This window comes from Tenacibaculum jejuense, assembly GCF_900198195.1.
Taxonomy (GTDB): domain Bacteria; phylum Bacteroidota; class Bacteroidia; order Flavobacteriales; family Flavobacteriaceae; genus Polaribacter; species Polaribacter jejuensis.
In genome coordinates this window covers 3606009-3632854 of record NZ_LT899436.1, presented here as the reverse complement: position 1 = coordinate 3632854, position 26846 = coordinate 3606009, and the positions used below count along the sequence as shown (strand labels likewise).

Sequence of the window (26846 nt, the reverse complement as noted above, 5' to 3'; positions counted from 1 at the left end):
TATTTTTGCAGGGCGATAGAAAAAATTCTATCGCCTTTTTTAAAGTCCTCAATTTAATGATAAACAGAAGACATATTCGTTTAAAGGTGATGCAGTCTGTATATGCAATGCAGCAATCACACAATACCGATCTTGTTAAAGAAGAGAAGTTCTTAAAATTTAGTATTCAAAAGATGTTTGATCTATATGTTTTGAATTTTCAATTGCTTCTTGAAGTACAAAAATTGGCTCATAAAAAAATTGAGCTTTCAAAAAAGAAAATCTTAGCAACAAAAGAAGATTTAAATCCAAATACCAGATTTATAGATAACACACTTTTAAATCAAATAAAAGACAGTGTGAGCTTAGAAGGATATGTGGAGTTAAATAAATTAGACAACTGGGATTTAGATGATGAGTACGTTAAAATCGTTTGGGAAGAACTAAATAAAAGCGATTTTTACAAAGAATATATGACTTCAGATGACAGCTCATATAATACTGAAAAGAATTTTATTATCACGTTTTTTAAGGAAATTATTGCTCCAAATGAAAAACTAGCAGATTATTTTGAAGATGAAATGATTTCTTGGGTTGATGATATTCCTTTTGTGAATACATGGGTAGTGAAAACTTTAAATAAACAAAAAAGTTCTTCTCCTTTTGTTTTAGGTAATCTTTATAAAGATGAAGAAGATAAAAGATTTACTTCTGATTTATTCAAGAAAGTAGTGCTTAATCAACATAAGTACGATGATGATATTAAGGAGAAAACTCCTAATTGGGAAACTGATAGAATTGCTGATATTGACATGATTTTAATAAAAATGGCAATTACAGAATTTTTACATTTTTCTTCAATACCAAGTAGAGTAACTATAAATGAATATATTGAGTTAGCTAAAGATTACTCTACAAGTAAAAGTGGATATTTTATTAATGGAGTTTTAGATAAACTATCAAAAGATTATCAAGAAAATAATAAGATGGTAAAAATAGGTAGAGGTTTGCTATAGCTATTTTAATTAATTATTTTTAACCAATAAATTTATAAACAATGAGAAAAGCAATAATAACATTATCAGCTGTTTTATTATCAGTTGTGTTAGTATCTTGTAAGGAAGGTAATGCTGCCTCTAAAGTAAATCTTACTAATGTAGAGCAAGCACAAAAAAGAGATAAAGAGATCAAAGTAGGTGCTCCTGAAGTAGTTTTTGATAGAGAAATACACGATTTTGGAGTTGTAGATGAAGGATTCGTAGTTGAAACATCTTTCAAAGTAACAAATACTGGAAAATCTGATTTAGTGATCACAGATGCAAAAGCTTCTTGTGGTTGTACAGTTCCTACTTGGCCAAAAGAACCAATAAAACCAGGTCAAACTAGTGAAGTTCAAGTGAAGTTTAATACTTCTGGGAAACCAAATAAACAAAGTAAAACAGTTACTTTATACACAAATACTGTAAAAGGTAGAGAAGAAGTAAAGATTTCTGGAATGGTAACACCTAAAAAGAAAGCATAATATGTTTCAAATGATTTTTTTACAAGCATCTGAACCAGGTATGATGAATATGTTGATGCTAGTTGCTTTTATAGCTGTTTTTTATTTCTTTATGATTCGTCCACAAATGGCAAAGCAAAAGAAAGAAAAACAATTTAGATCTGAGATTAAAAAAGGTATTAATGTGGTTACCACTAGTGGTATTCATGGAAGAATTGTAGAAGTTAATGATACCAATAATACAGTAGTTATAGAGACTGGTGCAGGTAAAATCAGATTTGAAAGAGCAGCAATTTCTATGGAGTTAACTAAGAAATATTCAGAAAGCAAGTAAATTAAATAATTTCAGGATAAAAAATTTGGTGAGCTTTTTGCTCACCATTTTGTTTTTAATTAGATTGCAATAAAAGACTATTGGCTAAAACATTACAAATACCTAAAATTTTCTTTGGATTTCTAACGGCTTCATTTTTAATGTGGATGTTAATTAATTTATCAAAAACATATACGTCTAAAATTGTTTATAGAGTTGAGTATACCGATTTACCTCAAAATAAAATACTTCAAGAAGAACCACTAAAGAAAATTTCAGTAACAGTAAAGGGTAATGGATTTAATCTTTTGGCTGCTAATTTCTCTTCAAAAAAAATAATATTATCGTTAAAAAAGATAGTAAGAAAGAACACAAACGATTTCTTTTTGCTTACTGCCAATCAACAAGAAGAAATTCAAAAAAGATTAAATTCAGGTCTAAGTTTAGAGAAAGTGAACAGAGATTCTATTCATTTTAAATTAGGAACATTAGGTAGTAAAAAAGTGCCAATTCAATCTGATTTAAATCTGAATTATAAACTAGGATATGGATTAGAAGAAATAAATTTAAGTCAAGATAGTGTTTTGGTCTCAGGCCCCGAATTGCAATTAGCAAAGATTAATGTAATAAAAACAAACACTATAACACTTCAAGAGATAAGTGAAGATGTAGATTTATCACTAGATTTATTAGTTCCAGAAGGTTCTACAGGAATAAAAATGAAGTTAAATAAAATTAAAGCTAATATTCTGGTAGATAAATTTACCGAAGGTACTTTCGAAATACCAATAAAGATTATAGGTATTCCTAATCGATTAAAATTAAGTACTTTCCCAAAGAAAGTAAAGGTGATCTATAAAGTTGGGCTTAAAAACTATCAAAAAATAACTGAAGATCTTTTTGAAGTTGTTTGTGATTATCGAAAAACAATTAACGATGATCTTTCTTATTTAATGCCTGAAATTAAAAGAAAACCAGAATTAATTTCTTCCATAAGAATTTCACCTCAAAGAATAGATTTTTTAATTCAAAAATAAGACAATGTTAGTTGGTATTACAGGAGGAATTGGTAGTGGAAAAACTACAGTTTCTAAGATGTTTTCACAATATGAAAATGTTCAAATTTATCATGCAGATGATGAAGCTAAAAAGTTGATGAATACGAATGAGAACATTAGAAAACAAATAATTCAAGAGTTTTCAGAAGAAGCCTATAACTCAAATGGGTTGAATAGACCTTTTTTAGCAAAAATAGTTTTTGAAGATAAAACAAAATTGAAGTTGTTAAATACTATAGTTCATCCAGAAGTTCATAAACATTTAGAAAACTACATTCGTATGCATTCTGACAAGGATTATATTTTATATGAAAATGCGATACTGTTTGAAAATAATAGTCATGTTCTGTGCGAAAAAATAATTATGGTTTCTGCTCCTGAAGAAATTAGAATACAACGTGTTATGGAAAGAGATCAGGTATCTAGAGAATCAGTCTTAAATCGAGTAAAAAATCAATGGTCAGACACTAAAAAAACGATACAATCTCATTATCTGATTATTAACACTAATTTGAGTGATGTTGAGGTTATAGTGAGTAGTATTCACAATAAATTAACACAATAATTTTAATTAATTATTGATATCTTAACATATTTCTTAAAATTCTCTTAAAAACATATTATCTTTGTTAATCTAAGTTAAAAGCAATTGAGCTTTAGCTTATTAGTTTATTTTTGATCGATGGGAAAAAGAATTTTTATTCTAATTGTACTGCTCATGAGTATTTCCTTAACAGGAATAATTGCAGTTCAGTTATATTGGGTTAAAAATGCCGTAAAGAGCAAACGTTCGGAGTTTGAAGATAATGTGAAGATAGCTCTGGCAAAAACATCCGAAAGAATAAAGGAAAGAGAGTATAATGAATTTGTTGATAAACATAAAAAGGTCTTTGAAAATAGTGAATCTATAAGCACAGCTGAGCTTAAAAATTACCTATTCCAACAAATAGATACTGTAGCGAAGAAAAAATTTACATTCGGAGCTACAATTCTAGAAGAAAACTTTAAGATCCCCGTTGATTTTGTAAATAGTGATACAATAATCATCAAGAGGTTTTCAGGAAAGGAAGATTTTTCACAAACCATTACTTATAGCTCTGATAATGGAGATTTTAAAAGTTACACAGATGAAAATAAATATTCAAGACTTTTAAAATATCCTAGTTGGCAAAAAAAGCAAGTTGAGTATTTGTTTAGTCAAAATCAGAAGCACATGCCTATTCATAAAAGAATAAGTAACAGAGAGTTAAATAATACTCTTAGAGACGAATTAGGCAAAAGAAATATAGATCAAGAATTTAAATTTGGTGTATATGAAGGTGGTTTGGCTACAAAAATAAAATCTGGTTACTTTAAAATAGATGAAGAAAATAGTTATTTCTATCCGTTGTTAGAAGACGATAGTGGAAACAGTAATTATAAATTATATGTTACGTTTCCAAATGAGAAACAAAGTCTTTTATCAAGCATGATGTATGCGCTATTATTATCATTATTTTTTATAGGTATTGTTATAGCGGCTTTTTCTACTTCTTTGTATCAATTAGTGAGGCAAAAGAAAATTTCTGAAATAAAAACAGATTTCATTAATAACATGACACATGAATTTAAAACACCTATTGCCACAATAAATTTGGCATTAGATGCTATTAAAAATCCTAAAATTATTAATGATGAAGAAAAAGTAAAACGTTATGTAAAAATGATTCGTGACGAGAATAAACGAATGCATGGTCAGGTAGAAAATGTATTAAGAATATCGAAGTTAGAAAAGAATCAGATTGAAATAACAAAAGAAGCAGTTGAAGCTACAGATATCATAGAAGAAGCAATAGACCATGTTAGTTTATTAGTATCAGACAAACAAGGAACAATAAATACACATTTTAAGGCGATTTCTTCTGAGGTTTTAGGAAACCAGTTTCATTTAACTAATGTAGTTGTTAATATATTAGAAAATGCAATAAAATATTCAGAAGGAACTCCCAAAATAGATGTATATACAGAAAATACAAACAAGTATTTTATATTTAAAATAAAAGACGAAGGAATAGGTATGACTAAAAATGCTCAAAAATATATTTTCGATAAATTTTATCGAGAACATAAAGGTAACATTCACAATGTGAAAGGGCATGGACTAGGATTAGCCTATGTAAAAGAGATTATCGACAACCACCATGGCACGGTTCATGTGGCAAGTGAGAAAGGTAAAGGAAGTACATTTACAGTTAAACTACCATTAATATAAATTGAAGGGTAACAATGGGAACTAGAAAAATTCTATTAGTAGAAGACGATCCAAATTTTGGAACAGTATTAAAAGATTACTTAGCATTAAATGATTACAATGTAACTCATGCTAAAGATGGAATCGAAGGTTTGATTATGTTTAAAAATTCAGAATACGATTTATGTATTTTAGACGTAATGATGCCTAGAAAAGATGGTTTTTCATTAGCGCAAGATATTCGAGCGACTAATAAAGAAGTGCCAATTATTTTCTTAACTGCTAAAACAATGAAAGAAGATGTTTTAAAAGGATATCAAGTTGGAGCAGATGATTATTTAAATAAACCTTTTGACTCGGAAGTTTTATTACATAAAATTAAAGCAATTTTACAGAGAAAAGAAACTGAGAAATCAAAAGACGATGATCAGTTTGAGTTTACAATTGGAAGATTTGCGTTTAATTCTAAATTAAGACATTTATCATTTAATGGAGATGATCCATTAAAACTATCGCCAAAAGAAAGTAAACTTTTACGCATGCTAGCAGTGCATAAAAACGATTTAATGCCTAGAGAATTAGCATTAACTAAAATTTGGAGAGACGATAATTATTTTACGTCTAGAAGTATGGATGTGTACATCGCTAAACTTCGTAAATATTTAAAGTTAGATGAAAACGTTGAAATTTTAAATATTCATGGAGAAGGTTTCAGACTAATAGATAACGAAGCTTAACTACTAAAAAATATAAAAAAAACTTCCAATATGATTACATGTTGGAAGTTTTCTTTTTAGCTTTATATTAAAGTTCAATTTATAATGGCTCAATTTTTAAAAATATATAATGATAATCCGAATCCAAAAGAAATAGATAAAGCTGTAAAGGTATTGCAATCTGGAGGTTTAATTATTTATCCTACGGACACAGTTTACGGATTAGGTTGTGATATTACCAATATGAAAGCAATGGAAAAAGTTGCTCGTATTAAAGGGGTGAAATTAGAAAAATCTAACTTTTCTTTTGTTTGTAATGATTTGAGTCATTTATCAGATTATGTTAAGCAAATAAGCACACCAGTTTATAAAATTTTAAAGAGAGCCTTACCAGGGCCTTATACTTTTATCTTACCTGGAAGTACAAGTTTACCGAAAGCATTTAAGAAAAGAAAAACTGTGGGTATACGTGTGCCAGATAATAATATAGCACGAGCTATTGTGCAACAATTAGGAAATCCTATTGTTTCAACGTCAATTCATGATGAAGATGAAGTAATTGAATACACTACAGATCCTGAACTGATCTTCGAAAAATGGCAGCAAATTGTTGATGTTGTTATAGATGGAGGTTATGGAGATAATTATGCGTCTACAGTTATTGATTTAACACAAGATGAGCCAGAAGTAGTAAGAGAAGGAAAAGGAAGCTTAGATGTTATTTAGTATTATTCAGAAATTCCCAAATGACAGCGGACCAATTTATCAAGAAACCATAGAAGGAAGATTACCAGTAGAACCCTTCAATACATTTAGTAATCTCATATTTATCGGTATTTTAATTTATTTTGGTTCAAAGATCTACAAAAATCCTAAAAAACATCCTTTTTTTCTATTTGCAATCCCTGTAATTTTCGCGAGTTGGATTGGAGGAACAATGTTTCACGGTACAAGAAGTCATGAGTTTTGGTTAGTTCTAGATTGGTTGCCAATTATGGTAGTTTGTCTTGGAGGAATTATTTATTTTATTGGCAAAATTGAAAAACAATGGTGGAAAAGAATTTTACTATTATTAGGCTTTTTGGCATTGTCAATTTTTCCAAGAAAAATTCCTCTTCCTGATGAGTATAGAATTTCATTTGGTTATTTAGTAACAGCTTTAGCAGTGGTAACTCCTTTTGTTTGGTATGCTTATAAAACAAAATGGAAAAATGCTAAACTCATATTATATGGATTTTTAATATTCGGAGTAGCAGTTTCATTTAGAACTTTAGATAATTTAGTAGTGAAAGGAACTTTAACTCCAATTTTACCTATGGGAACACATTGGTTGTGGCATTCTTTCGGAGGTGTAGCTGTTTTTTTCTTATTAAATTACATTTATAAAGACAGAGAAGAATTATCTGATGAACAATAAGCCGCGTATTTCTCGCTTAACAGCAATTATTACACAATTACAATCAAAGAAAATTGTAACAGCAACTTATTTGGCTGAAAAATTTGGGGTAAGCGTTAGAACTATATATAGGGATATAAGAACTATCGAAGATTCTGGTATTCCAGTTTATACTGAAGAAGGAAAAGGATATTCGCTTCTAGAAGGATATTATTTGCCTCCAGTAATGTTTACTGAAGAAGAAGCCAACGCTTTAATTACAGCAGCTTATTTAATAGGTAAAAATAAAGACCAATCTTTAGTTGAAAATTATGAGAATGCTATAACGAAAATAAAGTCTGTTTTTAGAAAACAACAACAGCAAAAATCAGAATTATTAGAACAAAGAATAGAGTTCAGATACAATCCAGAAAAAGCAACAACAAGTAAAAATTTAATTACATTACAAACAGCAATAACAGACTTTAAACTAATTAAAATTAAGTACAATTCTCTAGAAAATAATTTGACAAAACGAATAATAGAGCCTTTTGCATTATATAGTACAAATGAAAACTGGCTTTTAATAGCATTTTGCCGACTTAGAAATGACTTTAGAGTTTTTCGAATCGATTTAATCGATCAGATAGAAAATTTAGATAGCAACTTTACTCCACACGAAATGACGCTCAAAGAATACTTTGATATTTGTAGAGCAAAATATTATCCTACCCCTGACACACCTTTGACATAAGCTGGTTTTAGATTTGTGGTAAATAATTTTAAAACTACAAAAATGAAGAAAACACAAATCGATTCGTTCAACATTATTGGAATTAAAGCAAGAACAACTAACGCGAATATGCAGGCAGCAAAAGATATTCCTGCATTATGGGGAAAGTTTATGTCTGATGATGTTTTAAGTAAAATAAATCATAAACAGAATAATGATGTTTATGCTATCTACACGAATTATGAATCTGATTTTACAGAAGCCTATGATATTATTATTGGGTGCAAAGTTGATCAGCTAAAAGATATCCCAGAGGATATGATCGGTATTCAAATAGCAAAAGGTAATTACGAAGCATTTTCAGCAGAAGGAAAGTTAGAAGATAATATAGTGTATAATAAATGGATGGAAATATGGAATAATACAGATTTGGACAGGAAATATGAAGCAGATTTTGAAGTTTATCCAGCAGATGTCGATCAACAAAAAGAAACAGAAGTTAAAATTTATATTTCTACAGAATAAGAGTAATGATAGCTGTTTGAATGTAGAAATTCGAACAGCTTTTTATTTTAAGGTGTTAAATTTTTTACGCTGTAGAACAAAATGTTGCCAAACTACCGAAGTGTGAATGCTATAATTTGATTTACGCTGAATTTGTTTTCTCTTCTTAGTGAATTTTACCAAGTTTTTATAAAAACTAAAATGCGCTTTTACTATAGACCATGTATGTATTGGCCTTAGTTCTACTATAAATTTTAAACCAGCAACGCCATCTAAAATTAGGCGCATAAAAATAACTAAGAATAAATTTTTACTTGGAACATTTTTTAAAGCGGTTAACAAGCTATTTCTAAAATTGAGGTAGGTTTTTCTTGGATTAGATTCTTGTAATGTAGCTCCTCCAACATGATAAACAGTAGAATTTCCCACGTACTTTACTGAAAGTCCTTCATTTTGAGCTCTCCAACAAAGATCAATTTCTTCTTGGTGCGCGAAATAATCTTCGTCAAATCCTTCTAACTTATGGAAAACTTCACTACGGATAAAAAAGCAAGCTCCAGAGGCCCAAAATATTTCTGATGTTTCATCAAATTGACCAGTATCAGTTTCAAGACAATTAAAAACTCTTCCTCTACAATAAGGATAGCCTAAAGTATCGATAAAACCTCCAGCTGCACCAGCGTATTCAAACTTTGTTTTATCTTTAAAATCTAAAATTTTTGGTTGAATAATAGCTGTATTCTCATCATTTTTAAAAGTCTCAATAATCGGAGTTAACCAGTTTTGAGTTACTTCAACATCAGAGTTAATTAAACAATAAATATCAGCTTCAATGTGTTGTAAAGCATCATTGTATCCTTTAGCGTATCCGCCATTAAATTTATTAGCTACAATTTTTACCTGAGGAAAATTATTCTTAACAAATGTTATGGATTGATCTGTCGATGCATTATCAGCTACGTAAATAGTTGCATCATCAGAAGAAAAGTTAATAATAGAAGATAAAAATTGTTCTAACAACTTTTTCCCATTCCAATTTAATATGACTACAGCAGTTTTCAAGTTTGCAAACATACACCAATAAAATTATTTTAAAATGTAAAGAAGTATTAATTTTTTAGAACGTTGAAAAAAATAATGTTTAAAGGGTAGGAATTTTATGAATTCAACTGTATTATATATGTACTTGGAATTCTTTTGGGGATAAGAAGTAAGCAATTGTAATTGAGAGTGATAAAATGTAATATGCTCACTGTAAGATTGTTTGTAAAAGTACGACTAGAAATTAGGGGGCATAAAAAATATATTTAATGAGGTCGATAAAAATTTTATTGATAGATGAAGATGTAGACTTTGGAATGGTATTAAAGAATTATTTACTTTTAAATGGTTACAATGTAACTTTTACAAGTTCAGTAAATGATATTTCTTTATTAATAAGTAGTTCTAGGTTTGATTTATCTATCGTTGATTCTAAGTTGATTACAACAAGTAGAACAGAGTTTATAGATTCTGTTAGAAAAAATAACAATGATTTTCCTGTGATTTTCCTTTCAGAAGAAATTCTGTTAGAAGATGTATTTGAGATAAATAAAATTCCTTTAGTTGATTATTGTTTTAAAAAACCATTTTCAACAGAAGTTTTAATTGAAAAAATAAAAGGAATAATAAAATCAAAAGAAAGGGAACATAACAAGAGATTTAGTGCAATAGAATATACTATTGGAGATTTCACGTTTAATTACAGAACGCGTCAATTGTCGTTCAAAGGAGAAGAACCAAGAAGACTTACTCCAAAAGAAAGCAAGTTATTAAAGTATTTATCTGAATATAAAAATGCAATTATGCCGAAAGCCATAGCATTAACAAAAATTTGGAGAGATGATAACTACTTTACTTCTAGAAGTATGGATGTTTATATAACTAAACTTAGAAAATACTTAATGTGTGATGAAAACATAGCTATTGTAAATGTTAGAGGTGAAGGATATAAGTTGTTAGATAATACAGTACAAAGTGCTTAATTTTTGTATTCAGGAATATCTCTTAAAAAAGTATAGTTTTCATCCTTAGTATTCATGATACAATAGTAATGTTCTATTCCATTGGTTACAATCAAATACTTTGCATTTAATTTTAAATTATAGCGAGCTATTTGATCGAAAGTATCTTGAGTAATTTTTATAGAAGGAGCTTTACATTCTACAATAATATCAGGAGTGCCATTTGAATTAAAAATCAAAATGTCGCTCCTTTTTTTTAGGTTATTAATAACCAACTGTTTTTCAATGGCAATTAAAGAAACAGGATATTTTTTTTCTTGTATTAAGAGCTGTACAAAATGTTGTCTTACCCATTCTTCTGGTGTTAAAACAATATATTTTTTTCTAATTTCATCAAAAATCAGATAGTGTTTTTCATTACTTTTGATCTTGAAAGTGTAAGAAGGTAAATTCAATTTTTGCATCGATCAAAAGTAGTAAAAGTTTGAATTAAATTTTGTTGAAAATTAATGAACGAAGTAAAACAAATTGTCGACGATATAAAACAAGGTAAGTTAAAACCTATTTACTTTTTAATGGGAGAGGAACCTTATTATATTGATAAAATTTCAAGTTACATAGAAAACAATGTGCTAGATGAATCTGAAAAAGGATTCAATCAAATGGTAATGTATGGAAGAGATGTAACTGTAGATGAAATCGTTTCTTCTGCAAAAAGGTTTCCCATGATGGCTGAACATCAAGTTATCATTGTGAAAGAAGCTCAGGATTTAAGTCGATCTATTGAAAAATTAGATAGTTATGCTGAAAATCCGCAACAATCAACAGTTTTAGTTTTCAATTACAAATACAAAAAGTTAGATAAGAGAAAGAAAGTATACAAAGCAATAGCAAAAAATGGATTGATTTTCGAAAGTAAGAAGCTATATGAAAATCAGGTTGGTGATTGGATCGCAAGAGTTTTAAAAGGTAAAAAATTTACAATAGAGCCAAAAGCAGCTCAAATGTTAGTTGAGTTCTTAGGAACAGATTTAAGTAAAATAAGCAATGAATTAGATAAGCTTACTTCTGTTTTAGAAGCTGGAACTATAATAAACCCAAGTCATGTAGAAGAAAATATCGGGATTTCTAAAGATTTTAATAATTTCGAATTACGAAAAGCTGTTGGTCTTAAGGATGTTGTAAAAGCAAATAGAATTATTAATTATTTCAGTCAGAATCCAAAAAATAATCCACTGGTAATGACGATTTCATTATTGAATAGTTTTTTCACACAGTTATTATCATACCACGGGTTAAAAGATAAATCTAAAGCTTCTGTTGCACGAACACTAGGAGTAAATCCTTATTTTGTTGATGATTATGTTAATGCAGCAAGGAACTACCCAATGCGTAAAGTATCTCAAATTATAGGATTATTAAGAGATGCAGATGTAAAAAGCAAAGGTGTAGGAGCAAATCAGTCCCACAGTGATATTTTAAAAGAGTTAATTTTTAGAGTATTACATTAAAACAAAGCGTAACCTAAAATAATAGAATTTGTGCTAAATTCTGAATCCCAATTTGTTAAGTTTTTCAGCTTTTTATTGGTGTAGTGTCTAAATTCTAAGATAAATCTTTTGTGTTTTAAACCAGCGCCAATGGCATAGTTGTTAGTAAAAGAGATACTTAAAGGATTTATCGTAGGGCGATCATTTTCAGAAATAAATTCAATACTTGAAGAATCAAAAGTATTATTAAAAACGACTTGTAAATTTACAAATAAACTTAATTTTTCGTTTAAAAACATGTAATGGCGAATACCTACAGGTATTTCAAGTGATTTATATGTTATTTTACCTTGTTCATTAGCTAAAGAAACAGGATTTACAAATTTCTGCCCCAAAGATTCATATTCAAAATAATTAGCTTCAATAATTACACTCCATTTATTTTTATTAAAAGGTAAAAGCAATTCTGCTTCAATACCTAATCCAAAATTTGTTTTACTCTCAAAAATAGCACTCCTAAATCCTTGAAAAATTGAAGAGTTAGCGATAGATAAAGAGCTGTTGTTTATTCTCGGTCTTACATTTAAATTAAAGAAGTCAGAGAAACTCTTAGAATCATTTTTAATTTGATTGGTATTTAATTCGTTAGTTGATTCATTGTATAAAGAAAAAATACCTTTTAAGCTTTTTAAATTATACTTCAGCCATTTAATTTTACTATTTGATATTTTATCTGAATCTAAATTCTTTAAAATTTGTTGTTTGTAATAATTGTTAGTCTTAATCTCGCTAACATTAGCTAAATATCGTTTATATACTAACTGTGTAATTTTTTTATTGGGCTTACTAAAAAAGAATCGAGTTAAATTATTATCACTGTAATAATATAAATTAGCTTTTCCTTCTTCTAAAACTTTTAAGAAGATCAATTCATTTGTAAAGTTCGGATTTCTTTCTCTAGTTAACAAGTGTAAAACATCAGACGATCTATCTATTGCAACTTCTGCTCTAATAAATTTTGAAGAGTTTAAAATTGAAAACTCTTGTACTTGATGTATTGATAGCTTTTTTTCAGGACTATTTTCATTGTTTTTGTAAAGAATCTCTGTAGGATTATTTTGCCAGTCTAAATTTTTTATCAAACAATCAATACGTTCACCAGTATTGTTAATGAAATAACCTTTTTCAAAAGAAATTTGAGCAAATAAAGTGTTTACTACTAGAATGAATACTAGGGCAATTTTACGAGTCATAGAAGATTTTTTTCAAATATAAAAAGTATTTATCTTTATTTATGAATTAAATAAAAAGAAATGAAAAACATTTTTACGAAAGAAGTTACAGAAGAAGTAATTTCTAGAATCAATACATTAACTTCAGAAACTCAGCCTGAATGGGGGAAAATGAATGTAGCACAAATGATGGCTCATTGTTCAGTTTCATACGAGGGAGTATACACAAATAAGCATCCAAAACCAAATGCTTTTATGAAATTGATATTGAAATTATTAGTGAAGAAACAAGTAGTTTCTGAAAAACCATATCCTAAAAATGGTAAAACTGCGCCTCAGTTTTTAATCACGGAAGAGAAAAACTTTGAAGCAGAAAAACAAATTTTAATCGATTATCTTCGTAAAACTCAAGAATTAGGAGAAGTTCATTTCGATGGAAAAGAATCAACTTCATTTGGTAAATTAACCAAACAGGAGTGGAATAATTTATTTTACAAACATTTAGATCATCACTTAACGCAGTTTGGAGTATAGCTAGAAAAAATCTGTGAAGTATAGGTAAATAAAAGAAATTATTATAATTATAGAAATTACAGAATACTTAATAAGAGATTCTTTTTTTTGAGTTTTCTTAGCTTCTTGACCATATTTTTTAATGACACTTTTAGAAGCCTTAGGAAAGTTAAATCTAGTTTTAGAATAAACAGGAGAACTTAATGTTTTATCTCTAGCATCTTTTAGTTTTTTCTTTCTTTGTTGGTTTCCTTGTTGTCTATTCATCAACATTTTTAGTGAGCCCCATCCGTCCATAATAAACAATTTTTAAAGTTGAATTTTCAATAAGCAATACTTTAATATAATGAAAATAAAGCTTTTTTCTAAATTTATAGAACATTATAAAGTTTCATTCAATGAGTTTTCTAGTTGAAAATACTATCTAAAAAATAATTTTATGCAGAATATACCAGAAGCTATTTTAAATAGAAAAGGAGCCAGAAGTTCTAAGGATTTGAATCCAGAAGCAATAGAATATTTAAATAAAGGATTGATAGAAACTAAAAACTTAATGGAATGGTTAGCAGTTGATCAGTTAACTTTATTACAATTAGTTTTAAAATCTTTAGGTAAGAAAACATGGTTTTTAGATTTTGAACAAGCGGTTAATAACCAAAAGAAACCTACGGCAAACAGTAATACAAAAGTCATTGGTCATACTTTTGGGGTATTAACAAACGATAAAAATATTTATGATATACTAAAAAATCATACTTCTGATGTGGTAAGATGTTGGTCTTGTTGGGCGGAAAGTTTACATTTTGATGAAATAGAAGAACTATTGAATGCCATGCAAGTTTATGCTGCAGATACTCATTTTGGGGTACGAGAAGTAGTAATTTTTGCCACTAAAGAACGAATGATTGAAGATTTAGATACATCTATAACTATTTTGTCTTCTTGGACTACTCATACTGATGAAAATGTGAGACGTTATGCAGTAGAGTCGTTAAGACCAGTTGGAGTATGGACCAAAAAGATAGCAACTTTTCAGGATAATCCTGAAAAAGGAATTTCTCTACTTAATCCATTAAAATCAGATCCTTCAAAGTATGTTCGAGATGCAGTTGCAAATTGGTTAAATGATGCTAGTAAATCTAAACCAGAATGGGTTTTAAATGTCTGTAAACAATGGGAGAAAAAGTCTTCTTCTAAAGAAACAGCGTACATCATAAAAAGAGCGCTAAGAACAATAAATAAGAAATAAACTTATTGTATTAAGACAATCACAAGAGTAATAATAGCAGGCAATCCTTGAACAAAAAAGATCTTCTTGCTTGCTGAAAGCGCTCCATAAATACCAGCAATAGCCACGCAAGCTAAAAAGAAAATAGAAACATTAGTTTTCCATTCAATGTTCTCAATAAAGAAAGTCCAGATCAATCCGGCGGCTAAAAAGCCATTATAAAGGCCTTGATTGGCTGCCAAAGCTTTAGTTTTTGGGAATAATTCCTTAGGGAAGTGTCTAAATATTTTAGGACCTCTAGTTTCCCAAGCAAACATTTCAAACCATAAAATATAAAGGTGAAAAAAGGCGATAAATCCTATTAATATGTTGATTACAATAAGCATAAAAAAAGTTTTCTTCAAGATATAAAAAATAAAAAACTCATCAAACGACGAGTTTTTTTGTTTATTCAGCTTTATCAACGATAAGCCTATTTTCTCTATTAGCTACTTCCCAAGCCGTGTAGAACACAAGTTTTGTCCTTTTTTCTAGTAAATTATAATTTATTTTATCAGGTGTATCAGTAGGTTTATGATAATCTTCATGAACACCATTAAAGTAAAAAATAATAGGAATATTATGTTTTGCAAAGTTATAATGATCAGATCTATAATAGAAGAAATTAGGATCAGTTCTTCTGTTATACCTGTAGTTTAACTTAATATTTGTGTATTTTGTGTTCATAGAATCAGATATATTATGGAGTTCGGTGCTGAGTCTATCTGAACCGATTAAATAAATATAGTTAGGATTTTCTTTATGTCTTTCATCAACTCGTCCTACCATATCTATATTTAGGTCTGTAACCGTGTTTTTTAAAGGGAAAACAGGGTTTTCTGTATAGTATTTAGAACCTATTAAACCTTTTTCTTCAGCAGTTACATGTAAAAAAAGGATAGATCGTTTTGGACCTTTTCCTGCTTTAGCTGCTTTTTGAAAAGCTTGAGCAATTTCTAAAACAGCTACAGTTCCAGAACCATCATCATCAGCTCCATTATAAATTTCTCCATCTTTTGTTCCAACGTGATCTAAGTGTGCTGAAATAACAACAATCTCATCAGGTTTTTCAGTCCCTTTAATATATGCTAATACATTTTCAGAATCTTTCAATTCACCACCTCTGTGGTTTTTAGTTAAATAAGAAGAGGGAATTTCTTGGAAATAATCATCACCACCTAAAGGAGAAGCGATACCTTCATTAACATAAAAATCTTTTAAGTAGTTGATTGCTTTTTTCTGACCAGGTTCACCCGTATTTCGACCCTCAAACTCATCAGAAGCATAAATATAAAGATGTTTACTTAAGTCTTTCGCAGTGATAGATTTTGCATAAAAAGCAGCAAAATCTTTAATTTTAGCATGCTTTTTTGATGAAGTCGCTTGTTGTCCAGAACTACAAGCTAACATAGCAAATATGCATGTTGCATAGATAAAATTCTTCATAATAAATATAATGGTTTTGAAAAATAAGAGGGGATTCAAAAATACAAGAATACTCTACACAACTCAAATTTAATTTTTGTTAATTACAAATTGCTGTAATTCTTTATTGAAGCTAATGTTTTCTGAAGGAAAAAGCTCAGAAAATGCATTTTGATCGATTAAGCTAGAAGTATTACCGTTAAAGACTTGTTTTTCTGTTAGTAGAATAAACTCATCTGCTAATTGTATGGCCAAATTTACTTCGTGAGTAGAAATAATAATAGTTTTATTAGTGTTTTTTACAAGATCTTTTAACAGAGAAAAGACTTTATATGTATGATGGATGTCTAGATGAGCTGTGGGTTCATCTAAAATAATAATTTCTGTGTCTTGAGCTAGTGCTCTCGCTATAAGAACTCTCTGTAATTGTCCATCACTAAGTTGATGGAAAGGTTTATCTTTTAAATGAGTAATAGCTGTTAAATCTAATGCTGTTTGAATTTTTTTTATATCGGTGATTGATAAACGATCTAACCAATTGGTGTAAGGTTGTCTCCCTAAAGCAACGATTTCAAAAACTGAAAGCTGACTCTCAGGTAAACGTTCTGTTAGTACTACGCTTAAAATTTTAGCTAATTCAGTTTGACTATAGTTTGCTAAAGAAGAATTTTGAATTAAAATATCACCAGATACTGGCTGTTGAACTTTACTAAGTGTTCTGAGCAATGTGGATTTACCTATACCGTTTTTACCTAACAAAGCGATTAACTTACCTTGTGAAACAGTTAAATCTATCTCTGAAATTATAGTGTTGGTTTGTCTTTTTGAAAGATAACCAATAGAAAGTTTTTTAGTTTCTAGAATTATATTTTTTTTGTCTAAACTCAAACTATACGTAAATTTTTTTCTTTCTTACTAAAAGCCAAATAACAACAGGAGCACCGAATAATGATGTAATAGCATTAATAGGTAATGTAAATTCATATCTAGGAAGCTGAGCTATTGTATCACAAATTAATAAAATAATGGCTCCAGTAATTACAACAGCAGGAATTAATACTTTATGATTGGAGGTTTTAAAAATTAGCTTAGTAATATGCGGAACTGCAAGTCCAATAAAAGCTATAGGACCACAAAATGCGGTAATTATGCCTGTTAATATACTTGTTATGATAAAAATTATGTTTCTGCTTTTTTTGGTGTTAATACCCAAACTCTGCGCGTAATTTTCACCAAGTAAAAAACTATTCAAAGCTTTAATAGAAGTAAAAATTCCTATTCCGCAAATAAAATAAATTCCCAAAAAAATAAAAATTTCATTCCAAGTTAAATTTCCAAGGCTTCCAAATCCCCAAAAGACAAATTGTTTTAATTGTTCTGCTTCACTAAAATAAGATAATACATTTATTATTGAAGAAGTAAGTGCACCAAACATGAGTCCTATAATTAAGATAGACATTGTATTTCTTACTTTGTTGGCAGCTAGTATTATTGCAATTAGAACAAAAAAAGCACCTAAGCTAGCAGCTAAAGGCAAACCTAGATCAAGAATACTTAATCCCCATAGGCTACTAATAAATCCAGATCCTAAAACAAATAAAGCGACTCCTAAACTAGCTCCAGATGAAATGCCCAAAACAAAAGGACCTGCTAAAGGATTTCTAAATAATGTTTGCATTAATAAACCACAAACGGATAAACCAGAGCCAACTAAAACAGCAGTTATAGTTTTAGGTAACCTATAATTGATAATAATTGTTTCCCAGCTAGCTTTAGACGAGGTTTTTCCAACCAGAATACTTAAAATTTCTTCTAAAGGAATAGTTACAGATCCTAGACTAAGATTTACAAAACAGAAGAGTATTAAAACGAAACTCAGTAAAATAAAGTAGAAATAATATGTTTTCTTAAAAGAAGTCAATTAATATGTTTTTTTAAGAAACTCAACAAGTTTTTGAATTGCCAGTCCTCTATGACTTATTTTATTTTTAGCTTCAGAACTCATTTGTGCAAATGATTTTTGGTATCCTTTAGGTTGAAAAACAGGATCGTAGCCAAAGCCTTTTTCTCCTTTTCTATTAGTTAAAATATCACCTTTACAAATACCATCAAAAAGGAATTGCTCACCGTTTAAGTTCAAACAAATAGATGTTCTGAATTGAGCAGTTCTATTGGTTTTATTTTCAAGATTTTTCAGAAGTTTAGTCATATTGTTCTCGGCATTAGCAGGTTCGCCTGCATATCTTGCAGAATAAACTCCCGGTTCACCATATAGAGCATCTACTTCTAAGCCTGTATCATCAGCAAAACAATTATAATTGTAATTCTCAGAGATATGATTGGCTTTAATTTTTGCATTGCCTTCCAAGGTTGTAGCTGTCTCTTCTATTTCTTCAAAACAATTAATGTCTTTTAAAGATAAAAGTTCAATTGATTTAGGTAACATTTCTTGAACTTCTTTTAATTTATTTAAATTATTGGTAGCAAAAACTAGTTTCATAACTAAAATTATATGAAGCAAAAGTATGTTTTTTATTCATGATGATAAGGTTCATTTTTAAGAATAGTATAACCACGATAAATTTGTTCAACAATAAATAAACGAATCATTTGATGAGAAAATGTCATTTTCGATAAAGATAATTTTCCATTCGCTTTTTTATACACAGCATCAGAGAAACCATAGGGCCCACCAATAACTAAAACCAATTGTTTAATTCCAGAGTTCATTTTTTTTTGTAAAAAATTAGAAAACTCAATAGAAGTATAATGTTTTCCTTTATCATCTAAAAGTATCAATTGATCTGTATTTTGAAGTTTTGAAAGTATAAGTTCGCCTTCTTTTTCTTTCTGTTGTGCTTCCGAAAGATTTTTAGCATTCTTAATATCAGGAATAACTTCTATTTCAAACTTAACATAATGTTTTAATCTTTTTTGATAAACATCGATTAACTGAATTAAATTTTTATCATCAGTTTTTCCTACAGCAAGTAATTTAATTTTCATGTTTAACGATTTTGGGCAAATCTAAATCAAAAAATCAGTTAATTTCCTGTTTATTTTAAGAATCAAATAAATAATTTTAAGACGTAAACATTTGAATACTAATTATTATGAGATTCCCCCCAATGAATTGCATAATAATCTTATTGAGCTTTTTACTAACTTCATGCTCAGAAGATTATTTAGTGCAAGAGACTACACAACAGTCAACAAAACAACAAAAAACAACTGAAAAGAAATTCTACGAAAATTGGAATTTTGAAAAAGAAGATTATGACTTACAAAAAGTTATAAATGAAGAAGAAAATACACCAATAGTAAATGTGAGTAATGAACTTCAACAACGTGGAGGTTCAACAAGAAGAGGAAAAAAAATATATGTACACTACATGCCTTGGTTTCAGTCTAAAAATACAGACGGATTCTGGGGACAGCATTGGACTATGACAAACAAAAATCCTGATCTTGTAGATGCTAATGGAAAAAGAGAAATTGCTTCACACTATTATCCTAAAATTGGTCCTTATTCAACAAACGATGTCGACTTACAAAAATACCACTTGTTACTAATGAAACTAAGTGGCGTAGACGGAGTTATTTTCGATTGGTATGGTGCTAGAGATGTTTTGGATTTTGAACTTATAAAAAACGGAATGAATAGTTTTATTCCAGAATTAGATAAGACAAAAATGAAGTTTGCCGTAATGTATGAAGATAGAGTTGTGAGTGAACAAGGTAGAGGATTATCTAATATTCAATTAAATCAAGCTAAAAGAGATATCAAATACATAAAAAGAAATTACTTCAAAAAAAGAAATTATATCAAAGTACAAGGAAAGAAAATGTTAATGATTTTTGGACCTAATTACATTACAGAGTCATCAGATTGGCAAGAAATTTTAAAACCAGTAGTAAAGCAAAGTAAAGTGCTTACATTATGGAACGCAAGAGAAGTTATAGGAAATGATATTTGTTCTGGAGAATATGCTTGGATAGACAAAGATCATATGCAAACACTTAGAGGTTATTATGATTTTGAAGCAAGCTTTAGAGATGAAGTTGTAGGAGGTGTAGCTTATCCAAGGTTTAATGATTTTTATAAAGAAGGCGGATGGAGATCTACTGAAGCTTATGAATGGGAACTTGAAGATAATGGTTTACAAACTTTTGAAGAATCTTTTCTTGAGTCAAGAAGCCAAAAAACAGATTTCATTCAAATAGCAACGTGGAATGATTTCGGTGAAGGAACAATGATTGAACCTACAGAAGAATTTGGTTTCGCGCATTTAGAAAAATTACAAGAGTATACAGCGGTAAAATATCGTAAAGAAGATTTAAGAATTCCATATTACATCTACAAATTTAAAAAGCAATTCCCAGAAGAGAGAGCTGTTCAATTCTTATGTAAGAGAGCAGAACATTATGCAATGAGAGGAAGAATAAGGAGATCAAAATTCTTATTAAGTATTTTATTCTATTACTACGGAGACGAGTTTATTTCATAGTTTTATAAAGTTAATAGTTCGAGTTGAATTTTTATTATGGAGGTAAAACATTATTTTTACCTCTATAATAAAATTTATATGATACCTCAAGAACAATTTAATAAAGAACTAGAGTTAATTATAGCAAATGCAATCCGTGAAGATGTTGGAGAAGGAGATCATACATCTTTATCTTGTATCCCTGAAGAAGCCACAGGAAAAGCTAAATTATTGGTAAAAGATGAAGGAATAATTGCTGGTGTAGCATTTGCAAAACAAGTTTTTGCTTATGTGGACAAAGATTTAAAAGTAGAAACTTTAATAAATGATGGAGAGAAAGTAAAGTATGGAGATATCGTTTTTTATGTCTCAGGAAAATCTCAATCAATACTTCAAGCTGAACGCTTAGTTTTAAATGCAATGCAGCGTATGAGTGCTATAGCAACCAAAACAGCCTATTTCATGGGATTGTTAGAAGGAACCAAAACAAAAGTGTTAGACACGCGTAAAACAACTCCAGGTATTAGAGCACTAGAAAAATGGGCAGTAAAAATTGGAGGAGGAGAAAACCATCGTTTTGCATTATATGATATGGTGATGATTAAAGACAATCATATCGACTTCGCTGGTGGAATTACACAAGCCATCACAAAAACGAAAGCTTATTTAGCAGAGAAAAATTTAGATATTAAAATTATAGTAGAAGCTAGAAATTTAGATGAAATCAAAGAAATTTTATCCAATGAAGGAGTGTACAGGATTTTAATAGATAACTTTAATTATGATGATACAAGAAAAGCCGTAGCACTTATTGGTGATCAATGTTTAACTGAAAGTTCTGGAGGAATCAATGAAAAAACTATTCGTAAATACGCCGAGTGTGGTGTTGATTTTATCTCTTCAGGAGCGTTAACACATTCTGTTTATAATTTAGATTTAAGTTTAAAAGCTGTAGAATAGTTTATGGTAAGAAGTTTCTTACTTATGTACATATTTATTTCTCAGTTTGGTGTTTTTTCTCAAGCTTGCGGATCTGGAATATTTAGATTCGAGATTAAAACTGAAACAAATACAGAAGAAATAACGTATGAAATTCTACAAATAAAGAAAAGTTCTACAGATCATAATCAAGACTATTATTATGGTGTGCTATTGGATGAAAAACAATTAAAAAATTTCGAGTTTGAAAATTTTAATATTAATAATTTACCACCAATACTAAGAAATACGGTTTATACAGATTATGATTCTACAAATCGTGTGATTAAGTTCACAACAATAGAAGGTTTAAATAGAAATTATGTTTTAAAGATAAAAGTAAACAAAAGAACGATATATGTTTTGTCAAACTTTTTTGGAGGTTGTGACAGAAAAACAACCCTAATCATATCAAAAAAACAGTATTTAGTAAAATCTAGAACGTAATGCAAGGCCCAAATAAAGACGAAATTTTTCCTTTACCGAATTATGATAAATTATGTTTTCTGAAAAATGTAATTAAAAATCCCAATATTATTGTTGGGGATTATACCTATTACGATGATTTTGAAAATGTCGAGAATTTTGAAAAAAATGTAAAATATCATTTTGATTTTACAGGAGATCAACTAATCATTGGTAAGTTTTGTATGATTGCTTCAGGAGTTAGTTTTATCATGAACGGAGCAAATCATTTAACTGATGCAGTTTCTACATATCCTTTTGCAATTTTTGGAAACGGTTGGGAGAAATCAATGGAAGGAAAGTCATATCCAAATAAAGGAAATGTTATTGTTGGTAATGATGTTTGGATCGGTCATAATGCAACAATAATGGCTGGAGTTACCATTGGAGATGGAGCTATAATTGCTACAAATTCAACAGTGATTAAAGATGTTCCTCCTTATACAATTGTAGGAGGGAATCCAGCGAAAGAAATAAAGAAACGTTTCAATGAAGAAACTATTGATAAATTGTTAATGTTAAAATGGTGGGATTGGCCGATTGAAAAAATCACGGAAAATCTTCAAAATTTAACAGGTAATTTAATTGATAAACTTAAATAACAATCCAACATGAAAAAACATATACTAATCGTTACAGTGCTAGCCCTTACATTTAGCTGTAATACAAAAGAATCCAAAAAAGAAAATACCGAAGATATGAGTACTTCTGAAAATCCTTTATTAGTAAAAAGTAGTTTAGATTATGGAGCTCCAGATTTCACCAAAATAAAGAATGAGCATTTTATGCCTGCTATTTTAAAAGGAATGGAAGTTCAAAATTCTGAAATTGCAAAAATAGTATCCAATACCGAAGCACCAACTTTTGAAAATACAATCTTAGCTTTAGAAGAAAGTAGTAAAACGTTAGATAATGTAAATGCTATTTTTTCTGCATTAACTAGTGCACATACGAATGATGTTATTCGTGAAAATCAAAAAGAACTAGCGCCTAAATTTTCTAAACATGGAGATAATATTTTATTGAATACAAAGCTGTTTGAAAGAATCAAAACAGTTTATAATAGTTTAGAAAGTTTAAATTTAGATCCAGAGTCTAAACATTTAGTAAGTGAATACTACAAGAATTTTGTAAAAGCAGGAGCTAATTTATCAGAAGATAAAAAAGAAGAATTAAAAGCAATTAATGCGCAATTAGCTAGTTTATCTAACGATTTTGGAAAAAAAGGGATAGATGCTATGAAAAAAGGAGGCGTTGTAGTTGCTGAAAAAAGTGAATTGAAAGGTTTTTCAGAAGAAAAGATTAAATCTATAGAGAAAGATGGGAAGTATGAAATTCAATTAATTAATACAACACAACAACCATCTTTACAAACATTAGAGAATAGAGAACTTCGTGAAAAGTTATTCAAAAAATCTATTTGTAGAACTGAAGGAGGAACTTACGATACTTCAGACTTAGTAAAGCAAATGGTAGAATTAAGAGCTAAAAAAGCTGAAATTTTAGGTTTTGATAATTATGCAAGTTGGAGTTTGCAAGGAACTATGGCAAGCACACCAGATAAAGTTTTTGAAATGTTTAAAAACTTAATTCCAGGTTCATTAGAAAAAGCAGCTTCAGAAATAAAAGAAATTCAAGCAGAGATTAATAAAGAAGGAGGAGATTTTGAATTAACGCCATACGATTGGAATCATTATGCAGAGAAAGTTCGTAAATCTAAATACAATTTAGATGAAGAAGAAGTAAAACAGTATTTCGAAATTAATAATGTTTTAGAAAAAGGAGTCTTTTTTGCAGCGAATAAATTATACGGAATTACATTCAAAAAGCGTGAAGACATACCAGTTTATCATCCAGATGTTGTAGTGTACGAATTGTTTGAAGAAGATGGAAGTAAATTAGGTTTGTTTTATGGTGATTTCTTTGCTAGAGATAGCAAAAGAGGAGGAGCTTGGATGAGTCCTTTTGTGAAACAATCAAAATTACGTAATCAAAAACCTGTAATTTACAATGTTTGTAATTCTCCAAAACCAGCAGCAGGAGAGCCTGCTTTAATTAGTTTTGATGAGGTAGAAACCATGTTTCACGAATTTGGTCATGCATTACATGGTTTCTTTGGAGATCAGCAATATGCTTCAATTTCAGGAACAAGTACAGCTAGAGATTTCGTTGAGTTTCCATCACAGTTTAATGAAAATTGGGCCACACATCCAGAAGTGTTAAATAACTATGCTTTACATTATAAAACTGGAGAAGTAATTCCTGATACTTTATTGAAAAAAATAAAAGCGGCAGGTACTTTTAATCAAGGATATTCGATTATAGAGAATTTATGTTCATCAAATTTAGATATGCAATGGCATACTATTGGTACAGATGTAAAAATCGAAGATGTAGCAAAGTTTGAAAAAGAAGCCTTAGAAAAAATGAATTTAAATATAGATCAAATCCCTCCAAGATACAGATCTACTTATTTTGCTCATATATTTAGTGGAGGTTATGCTTCAGGTTATTATTCGTATTTATGGACAGAAATGTTAAGTCACGATGCTTATGATTGGTTTAAAAATAACGGATTATTAACTCGTGCAAATGGAGATAAATTCCGTAAAGAAGTATTGTCTAAAGGAAACACAATGGATTATGCTGAAATGTATAAAGTGTTTGCAGGGCGCGATCCAAAAGCAGAACCAATGTTGCAGGCTAGAGGATTGAAATAGTAACTCTAATTTAAAACACAAAAAGATTATTTCTTTGCAGAAATAAATTGAAAGCAATCAGAATTGTATTATTCTGATTGCTTTTCGCTTATATATTTTATTTTTAACTGTTTAATATGTTTTTCTAAATATCATTTAAATGAAACAAATTTCAACTGTAATAGTAATAATGTTAATCATCTTTAGTTGTTCTACAAAGTCAAAAAAAGAAGATTTAGAAAAAATTGAACGTTTAGAAAAAGAAATAACAAATCAGAAATATCAAATACAAGATCGAAAAGTAATTATAGAAAAGCTAAAGAAAGCAAATAATGAAAGTTTAGAACAAGTAAAAGAGAGTGTTACAAAACTAAAAAGAGAACGAGATTCTATATCTAAATTATATAAAATAGCTAGGGGGATTGATGCTACAGTTAGCAATATGAATTCTGAATATGCTAAAGTTTTGAATTATAAAATAACTTCTGATGATAAGTATTGGAAAAGGGGAGCGTATTATACATCAGAAAAAAAAGGAGAATATCTTTATAATGTTAGAACTTCCATTATAAATAATCACTTACGATTTTATTTTATGGGAGTACAACAACCGTTTGATATTAAAAATCCAGTAGGAACTATTTATGAACTAGATGAAAACAAGAAACTTCATGTTATAGATACCATAAATTTATTACCAAAGATTAACTCAGATTCAGAGTACCAACTTTCTTTAGATAAGGAAACTCATTTGCAGGAGTTTATGTTATTACAAATGGATAATTTAATTGTAAAAGACGGTCGATTGTATTATTATAAAATTAATGAGTTGGATAAAACTTACTTTTATCAAAAACCAGAAAAAGAATTTTATGAATATTTAATCGGTACAAAAACGGCTCCAAGAAAAATTAATACAACGGTATTTTCAAACACTATTGTAGAATCTTCATTATCAATTTATGCAATTAGCCCAGATAAAACAAAAGTAGTAGATTACTGGGGAGAAGAATTAAATTTCTTTAATATATCTGATTGGAAAAATGATAGTCAAATCATTTTCTCTGGAGGAAATTTATCTAATAATTTATCAAAAATAGATTTTGACTTAAAACAATTTTTTAAATATTATGATGACGATTTATATGGTGATCCTGATCATGATAAAGATGTGCTTTTGTTCGGAGGAGTTTGTTGGCATACTAGAAAAAACATTTTGTATTTTGATAATAGTGGGATGATGTTTCGATGTATTTGGCAAATAGATTTTGATAAAAATAAAGTCACGAAAATAGTACCAGAGCATGAAGCCATTCATCCATATTTCTTTGAGATTAAAACAAATGAATATGTTGCATATGTAGAGAAAAATAAAATAATGATCTGTGAATCTCCTGATAATAATTAAATAGATTTCCTCATGAGACTCAAAACAATAAAATTAAATATAGTTTTTATAATTATTGCTATCAACCTTCAAGCACAGCAAACAAAAGAAAGTTTAGTTGGTAAAATTTTTTCAGCTAAAGTAGGATACATATGTGAGGAAACGCCAGAGCCAAATCCTTGCGCAGGACAACAAATATTCTTAGTGTTACAATTCAACAAAGAAGAAGTTACAATTACAGAGAAAAATAGATCAAGTTGTGATAAAGAAACAGTAGCATATCAGTTTAAATATGCTTGGAGTTTAGATGACGAAGTTGTTGTTATTAACTCAAATCCAGAAGAGGTTAGATATACTTATTTAGAAAAATTGAAGTTGAATTTGAAAAATGGAAAATTAAAAGGCGCTATCACATATCCAAATGGGCAAGATAAAGAATATGATTTTAAAGAGAATATTAAATAGAAAACGCCGAAATAACTTGAAGAAAA

The 26846-nt window shown here is 29.1% G+C and carries 32 protein-coding genes; 22 read left to right on the top strand and 10 right to left on the bottom strand.

From position 1 onward, the window contains the following. Positions 1–56: 56 nt before the first annotated feature. The 11 genes from nusB to AQ1685_RS15770 all read left to right on the top strand — a co-directional run bounded on the left by nusB (position 57) and on the right by AQ1685_RS15770 (position 8430). Positions 57–995: a transcription antitermination factor NusB gene (gene nusB, locus AQ1685_RS15820; protein ID WP_095073763.1), complete on the top strand. Its 939-nt coding sequence runs from the start codon at positions 57–59 to the stop codon at positions 993–995. 41 nt (positions 996–1036) lie between these two features. Continuing rightward, positions 1037–1501 (top strand): DUF1573 domain-containing protein, encoded by a 465-nt coding sequence (locus AQ1685_RS15815; protein WP_095073761.1) that lies wholly within the window; start codon positions 1037–1039, stop codon positions 1499–1501. 1 nt (position 1502) lies between these two features. Continuing rightward, entirely contained in the window at positions 1503–1814 is a 312-nt protein-coding gene (gene yajC / locus AQ1685_RS15810; protein WP_095073759.1) for a preprotein translocase subunit YajC, read from the top strand. Between the two features lie 80 nt (positions 1815–1894). Beyond that, complete coding sequence (locus AQ1685_RS15805) at positions 1895–2830, top strand: CdaR family protein (RefSeq protein WP_095073757.1); 936 nt, start codon at positions 1895–1897, stop codon at positions 2828–2830. A gap of 4 nt (positions 2831–2834) precedes the next feature. After that, positions 2835–3416, top strand: a complete 582-nt coding sequence (gene coaE / locus AQ1685_RS15800) for a dephospho-CoA kinase (RefSeq protein WP_095073755.1) — start codon at positions 2835–2837, stop codon at positions 3414–3416. A gap of 117 nt (positions 3417–3533) precedes the next feature. Continuing rightward, complete coding sequence (locus tag AQ1685_RS15795) at positions 3534–5102, top strand: sensor histidine kinase (RefSeq protein WP_095073753.1); 1569 nt, start codon at positions 3534–3536, stop codon at positions 5100–5102. Between the two features lie 14 nt (positions 5103–5116). Next, the gene (locus tag AQ1685_RS15790) at positions 5117–5818 is read left to right on the top strand and encodes a response regulator transcription factor (RefSeq protein ID WP_095073752.1); all 702 of its coding nucleotides are present in this window, start codon (positions 5117–5119) and stop codon (positions 5816–5818) included. Between the two features lie 84 nt (positions 5819–5902). Beyond that, a complete protein-coding gene (locus AQ1685_RS15785; RefSeq protein ID WP_095073750.1) occupies positions 5903–6523 on the top strand; it encodes an L-threonylcarbamoyladenylate synthase in 621 nt (206 codons plus the stop codon). Further along, complete coding sequence (locus AQ1685_RS15780; protein ID WP_095073749.1) at positions 6513–7214, top strand: ceramidase domain-containing protein; 702 nt, start codon at positions 6513–6515, stop codon at positions 7212–7214. The genes AQ1685_RS15785 and AQ1685_RS15780 overlap by 11 nt, the downstream gene beginning before the upstream one ends. After that, positions 7201–7926: a helix-turn-helix transcriptional regulator gene (locus AQ1685_RS15775; protein WP_095073747.1), complete on the top strand. Its 726-nt coding sequence runs from the start codon at positions 7201–7203 to the stop codon at positions 7924–7926. Before AQ1685_RS15780 ends, AQ1685_RS15775 begins: the two co-directional genes overlap by 14 nt. Positions 7927–7968: 42 nt before the next feature. Continuing rightward, on the top strand, positions 7969–8430 hold the full coding sequence (locus AQ1685_RS15770; RefSeq protein ID WP_095073746.1) for a GyrI-like domain-containing protein: 462 nt from the start codon (positions 7969–7971) through the stop codon (positions 8428–8430). A gap of 42 nt (positions 8431–8472) precedes the next feature. On the opposite strand, the gene AQ1685_RS15765 is transcribed toward AQ1685_RS15770, so the two are convergent. Beyond that, on the bottom strand, positions 8473–9471 hold the full coding sequence (locus AQ1685_RS15765) for a glycosyltransferase family 2 protein (RefSeq protein WP_095075097.1): 999 nt from the start codon (positions 9469–9471) through the stop codon (positions 8473–8475). A 248-nt stretch (positions 9472–9719) separates the two neighbouring features. On the opposite strand from AQ1685_RS15765, the gene AQ1685_RS15760 reads away from it, so the two are divergent. Continuing rightward, positions 9720–10433 (top strand): response regulator transcription factor, encoded by a 714-nt coding sequence (locus AQ1685_RS15760; protein WP_095073745.1) that lies wholly within the window; start codon positions 9720–9722, stop codon positions 10431–10433. Here the strand turns inward: AQ1685_RS15760 and AQ1685_RS15755 are convergent. Further along, positions 10430–10876, bottom strand: coding sequence for a type I restriction enzyme HsdR N-terminal domain-containing protein (locus AQ1685_RS15755; protein WP_095073743.1), 447 nt, complete (start codon positions 10874–10876; stop codon positions 10430–10432). The two genes, AQ1685_RS15760 and AQ1685_RS15755, sit on opposite strands and share 4 nt — an antisense overlap. A gap of 45 nt (positions 10877–10921) precedes the next feature. Between AQ1685_RS15755 and holA the strand changes: the two genes are divergently transcribed. After that, complete coding sequence (holA, locus tag AQ1685_RS15750; protein ID WP_095073742.1) at positions 10922–11923, top strand: DNA polymerase III subunit delta; 1002 nt, start codon at positions 10922–10924, stop codon at positions 11921–11923. On the opposite strand, the gene AQ1685_RS15745 is transcribed toward holA, so the two are convergent. Next, entirely contained in the window at positions 11920–13155 is a 1236-nt protein-coding gene (locus tag AQ1685_RS15745; RefSeq protein ID WP_095073740.1) for a tRNA modification GTPase, read from the bottom strand. The genes holA and AQ1685_RS15745 overlap by 4 nt on opposite strands. A 60-nt stretch (positions 13156–13215) precedes the next feature. Here AQ1685_RS15745 and AQ1685_RS15740 point away from each other — a divergent pair, with 60 nt between their 5' ends. Continuing rightward, positions 13216–13668 (top strand): DUF1569 domain-containing protein, encoded by a 453-nt coding sequence (locus AQ1685_RS15740; protein WP_095073738.1) that lies wholly within the window; start codon positions 13216–13218, stop codon positions 13666–13668. Here the strand turns inward: AQ1685_RS15740 and AQ1685_RS15735 are convergent, their stop codons facing one another. After that, positions 13669–13914 (bottom strand): hypothetical protein, encoded by a 246-nt coding sequence (locus AQ1685_RS15735; RefSeq protein WP_095073737.1) that lies wholly within the window; start codon positions 13912–13914, stop codon positions 13669–13671. Positions 13915–14086: 172 nt separating this feature from the next. Between AQ1685_RS15735 and AQ1685_RS15730 the strand changes: the two genes are divergently transcribed. Beyond that, positions 14087–14896, top strand: coding sequence for a DNA alkylation repair protein (locus tag AQ1685_RS15730; RefSeq protein ID WP_095073735.1), 810 nt, complete (start codon positions 14087–14089; stop codon positions 14894–14896). A gap of 2 nt (positions 14897–14898) precedes the next feature. On the opposite strand, the gene AQ1685_RS15725 is transcribed toward AQ1685_RS15730, so the two are convergent. The 6 genes from AQ1685_RS15725 to rlmH form a co-directional block, all read right to left on the bottom strand. After that, entirely contained in the window at positions 14899–15261 is a 363-nt protein-coding gene (locus AQ1685_RS15725; RefSeq protein WP_095073734.1) for a DUF1304 domain-containing protein, read from the bottom strand. Between the two features lie 61 nt (positions 15262–15322). Further along, entirely contained in the window at positions 15323–16360 is a 1038-nt protein-coding gene (locus AQ1685_RS15720; RefSeq protein WP_095073733.1) for a M28 family metallopeptidase, read from the bottom strand. Positions 16361–16429: 69 nt separating this feature from the next. Next, positions 16430–17227 carry an ABC transporter ATP-binding protein gene (locus AQ1685_RS15715; protein ID WP_095073732.1) on the bottom strand — a complete coding sequence of 266 codons (798 nt, stop codon included), beginning with the start codon at positions 17225–17227 and terminating at the stop codon, positions 16430–16432. Position 17228: 1 nt separating this feature from the next. Next, on the bottom strand, positions 17229–18260 hold the full coding sequence (locus AQ1685_RS15710; RefSeq protein WP_095073730.1) for a FecCD family ABC transporter permease: 1032 nt from the start codon (positions 18258–18260) through the stop codon (positions 17229–17231). Beyond that, positions 18261–18839, bottom strand: a complete 579-nt coding sequence (locus tag AQ1685_RS15705; RefSeq protein ID WP_095073729.1) for a non-canonical purine NTP diphosphatase — start codon at positions 18837–18839, stop codon at positions 18261–18263. Positions 18840–18871: 32 nt separating this feature from the next. Beyond that, a complete protein-coding gene (rlmH, locus tag AQ1685_RS15700) occupies positions 18872–19345 on the bottom strand; it encodes a 23S rRNA (pseudouridine(1915)-N(3))-methyltransferase RlmH (RefSeq protein WP_095073728.1) in 474 nt (157 codons plus the stop codon). A gap of 122 nt (positions 19346–19467) precedes the next feature. Here rlmH and AQ1685_RS15695 point away from each other — a divergent pair, with 122 nt between their 5' ends. The 7 genes from AQ1685_RS15695 to AQ1685_RS15665 all read left to right on the top strand — a co-directional run bounded on the left by AQ1685_RS15695 (position 19468) and on the right by AQ1685_RS15665 (position 26820). Continuing rightward, the gene (locus AQ1685_RS15695; protein WP_157730254.1) at positions 19468–20847 is read left to right on the top strand and encodes a glycoside hydrolase family 71/99-like protein; all 1380 of its coding nucleotides are present in this window, start codon (positions 19468–19470) and stop codon (positions 20845–20847) included. Between the two features lie 78 nt (positions 20848–20925). Continuing rightward, positions 20926–21786, top strand: a complete 861-nt coding sequence (gene nadC, locus AQ1685_RS15690; protein WP_095073725.1) for a carboxylating nicotinate-nucleotide diphosphorylase — start codon at positions 20926–20928, stop codon at positions 21784–21786. A 24-nt stretch (positions 21787–21810) separates the two neighbouring features. Further along, complete coding sequence (locus tag AQ1685_RS15685; RefSeq protein WP_157730253.1) at positions 21811–22251, top strand: hypothetical protein; 441 nt, start codon at positions 21811–21813, stop codon at positions 22249–22251. Beyond that, positions 22251–22871: a CatB-related O-acetyltransferase gene (locus AQ1685_RS15680; protein WP_095073723.1), complete on the top strand. Its 621-nt coding sequence runs from the start codon at positions 22251–22253 to the stop codon at positions 22869–22871. The genes AQ1685_RS15685 and AQ1685_RS15680 overlap by 1 nt, the downstream gene beginning before the upstream one ends. 9 nt (positions 22872–22880) lie before the next feature. Continuing rightward, positions 22881–24989, top strand: a complete 2109-nt coding sequence (locus AQ1685_RS15675; RefSeq protein WP_095073721.1) for a M3 family metallopeptidase — start codon at positions 22881–22883, stop codon at positions 24987–24989. Between the two features lie 139 nt (positions 24990–25128). Continuing rightward, positions 25129–26376: a hypothetical protein gene (locus AQ1685_RS15670; protein WP_095073720.1), complete on the top strand. Its 1248-nt coding sequence runs from the start codon at positions 25129–25131 to the stop codon at positions 26374–26376. Positions 26377–26388: 12 nt separating this feature from the next. Beyond that, the gene (locus AQ1685_RS15665) at positions 26389–26820 is read left to right on the top strand and encodes a hypothetical protein (RefSeq protein WP_095073718.1); all 432 of its coding nucleotides are present in this window, start codon (positions 26389–26391) and stop codon (positions 26818–26820) included. The last annotated feature ends 26 nt before the right edge of the window (positions 26821–26846 follow it).

Excerpts from the sequence above, each read along its gene's own strand:
- nusB (WP_095073763.1), top strand. The coding sequence starts at position 57 with ATGATAAACAGAAGACATATTCGTTTAAAGGTGATGCAGTCTGTATAT.
- AQ1685_RS15815 (WP_095073761.1), top strand. The coding sequence starts at position 1,037 with ATGAGAAAAGCAATAATAACATTATCAGCTGTTTTATTATCAGTTGTG.
- yajC (WP_095073759.1), top strand. The coding sequence starts at position 1,503 with ATGTTTCAAATGATTTTTTTACAAGCATCTGAACCAGGTATGATGAAT.
- coaE (WP_095073755.1), top strand. The coding sequence starts at position 2,835 with ATGTTAGTTGGTATTACAGGAGGAATTGGTAGTGGAAAAACTACAGTT.
- AQ1685_RS15795 (WP_095073753.1), top strand. The coding sequence starts at position 3,534 with ATGGGAAAAAGAATTTTTATTCTAATTGTACTGCTCATGAGTATTTCC.
- AQ1685_RS15790 (WP_095073752.1), top strand. The coding sequence starts at position 5,117 with ATGGGAACTAGAAAAATTCTATTAGTAGAAGACGATCCAAATTTTGGA.
- AQ1685_RS15785 (WP_095073750.1), top strand. The coding sequence starts at position 5,903 with ATGGCTCAATTTTTAAAAATATATAATGATAATCCGAATCCAAAAGAA.
- AQ1685_RS15780 (WP_095073749.1), top strand. The coding sequence starts at position 6,513 with ATGTTATTTAGTATTATTCAGAAATTCCCAAATGACAGCGGACCAATT.
- AQ1685_RS15770 (WP_095073746.1), top strand. The coding sequence starts at position 7,969 with ATGAAGAAAACACAAATCGATTCGTTCAACATTATTGGAATTAAAGCA.
- AQ1685_RS15760 (WP_095073745.1), top strand. The coding sequence starts at position 9,720 with ATGAGGTCGATAAAAATTTTATTGATAGATGAAGATGTAGACTTTGGA.
- AQ1685_RS15755 (WP_095073743.1), bottom strand. The coding sequence starts at position 10,876 with ATGCAAAAATTGAATTTACCTTCTTACACTTTCAAGATCAAAAGTAAT.
- holA (WP_095073742.1), top strand. The coding sequence starts at position 10,922 with ATGAACGAAGTAAAACAAATTGTCGACGATATAAAACAAGGTAAGTTA.
- AQ1685_RS15745 (WP_095073740.1), bottom strand. The coding sequence starts at position 13,155 with ATGACTCGTAAAATTGCCCTAGTATTCATTCTAGTAGTAAACACTTTA.
- AQ1685_RS15740 (WP_095073738.1), top strand. The coding sequence starts at position 13,216 with ATGAAAAACATTTTTACGAAAGAAGTTACAGAAGAAGTAATTTCTAGA.
- AQ1685_RS15735 (WP_095073737.1), bottom strand. The coding sequence starts at position 13,914 with ATGAATAGACAACAAGGAAACCAACAAAGAAAGAAAAAACTAAAAGAT.
- AQ1685_RS15730 (WP_095073735.1), top strand. The coding sequence starts at position 14,087 with ATGCAGAATATACCAGAAGCTATTTTAAATAGAAAAGGAGCCAGAAGT.
- AQ1685_RS15725 (WP_095073734.1), bottom strand. The coding sequence starts at position 15,261 with ATGCTTATTGTAATCAACATATTAATAGGATTTATCGCCTTTTTTCAC.
- AQ1685_RS15720 (WP_095073733.1), bottom strand. The coding sequence starts at position 16,360 with ATGAAGAATTTTATCTATGCAACATGCATATTTGCTATGTTAGCTTGT.
- AQ1685_RS15705 (WP_095073729.1), bottom strand. The coding sequence starts at position 18,839 with ATGAAACTAGTTTTTGCTACCAATAATTTAAATAAATTAAAAGAAGTT.
- rlmH (WP_095073728.1), bottom strand. The coding sequence starts at position 19,345 with ATGAAAATTAAATTACTTGCTGTAGGAAAAACTGATGATAAAAATTTA.
- AQ1685_RS15695 (WP_157730254.1), top strand. The coding sequence starts at position 19,468 with ATGAATTGCATAATAATCTTATTGAGCTTTTTACTAACTTCATGCTCA.
- nadC (WP_095073725.1), top strand. The coding sequence starts at position 20,926 with ATGATACCTCAAGAACAATTTAATAAAGAACTAGAGTTAATTATAGCA.
- AQ1685_RS15685 (WP_157730253.1), top strand. The coding sequence starts at position 21,811 with ATGTACATATTTATTTCTCAGTTTGGTGTTTTTTCTCAAGCTTGCGGA.
- AQ1685_RS15680 (WP_095073723.1), top strand. The coding sequence starts at position 22,251 with ATGCAAGGCCCAAATAAAGACGAAATTTTTCCTTTACCGAATTATGAT.
- AQ1685_RS15675 (WP_095073721.1), top strand. The coding sequence starts at position 22,881 with ATGAAAAAACATATACTAATCGTTACAGTGCTAGCCCTTACATTTAGC.
- AQ1685_RS15670 (WP_095073720.1), top strand. The coding sequence starts at position 25,129 with ATGAAACAAATTTCAACTGTAATAGTAATAATGTTAATCATCTTTAGT.
- AQ1685_RS15665 (WP_095073718.1), top strand. The coding sequence starts at position 26,389 with ATGAGACTCAAAACAATAAAATTAAATATAGTTTTTATAATTATTGCT.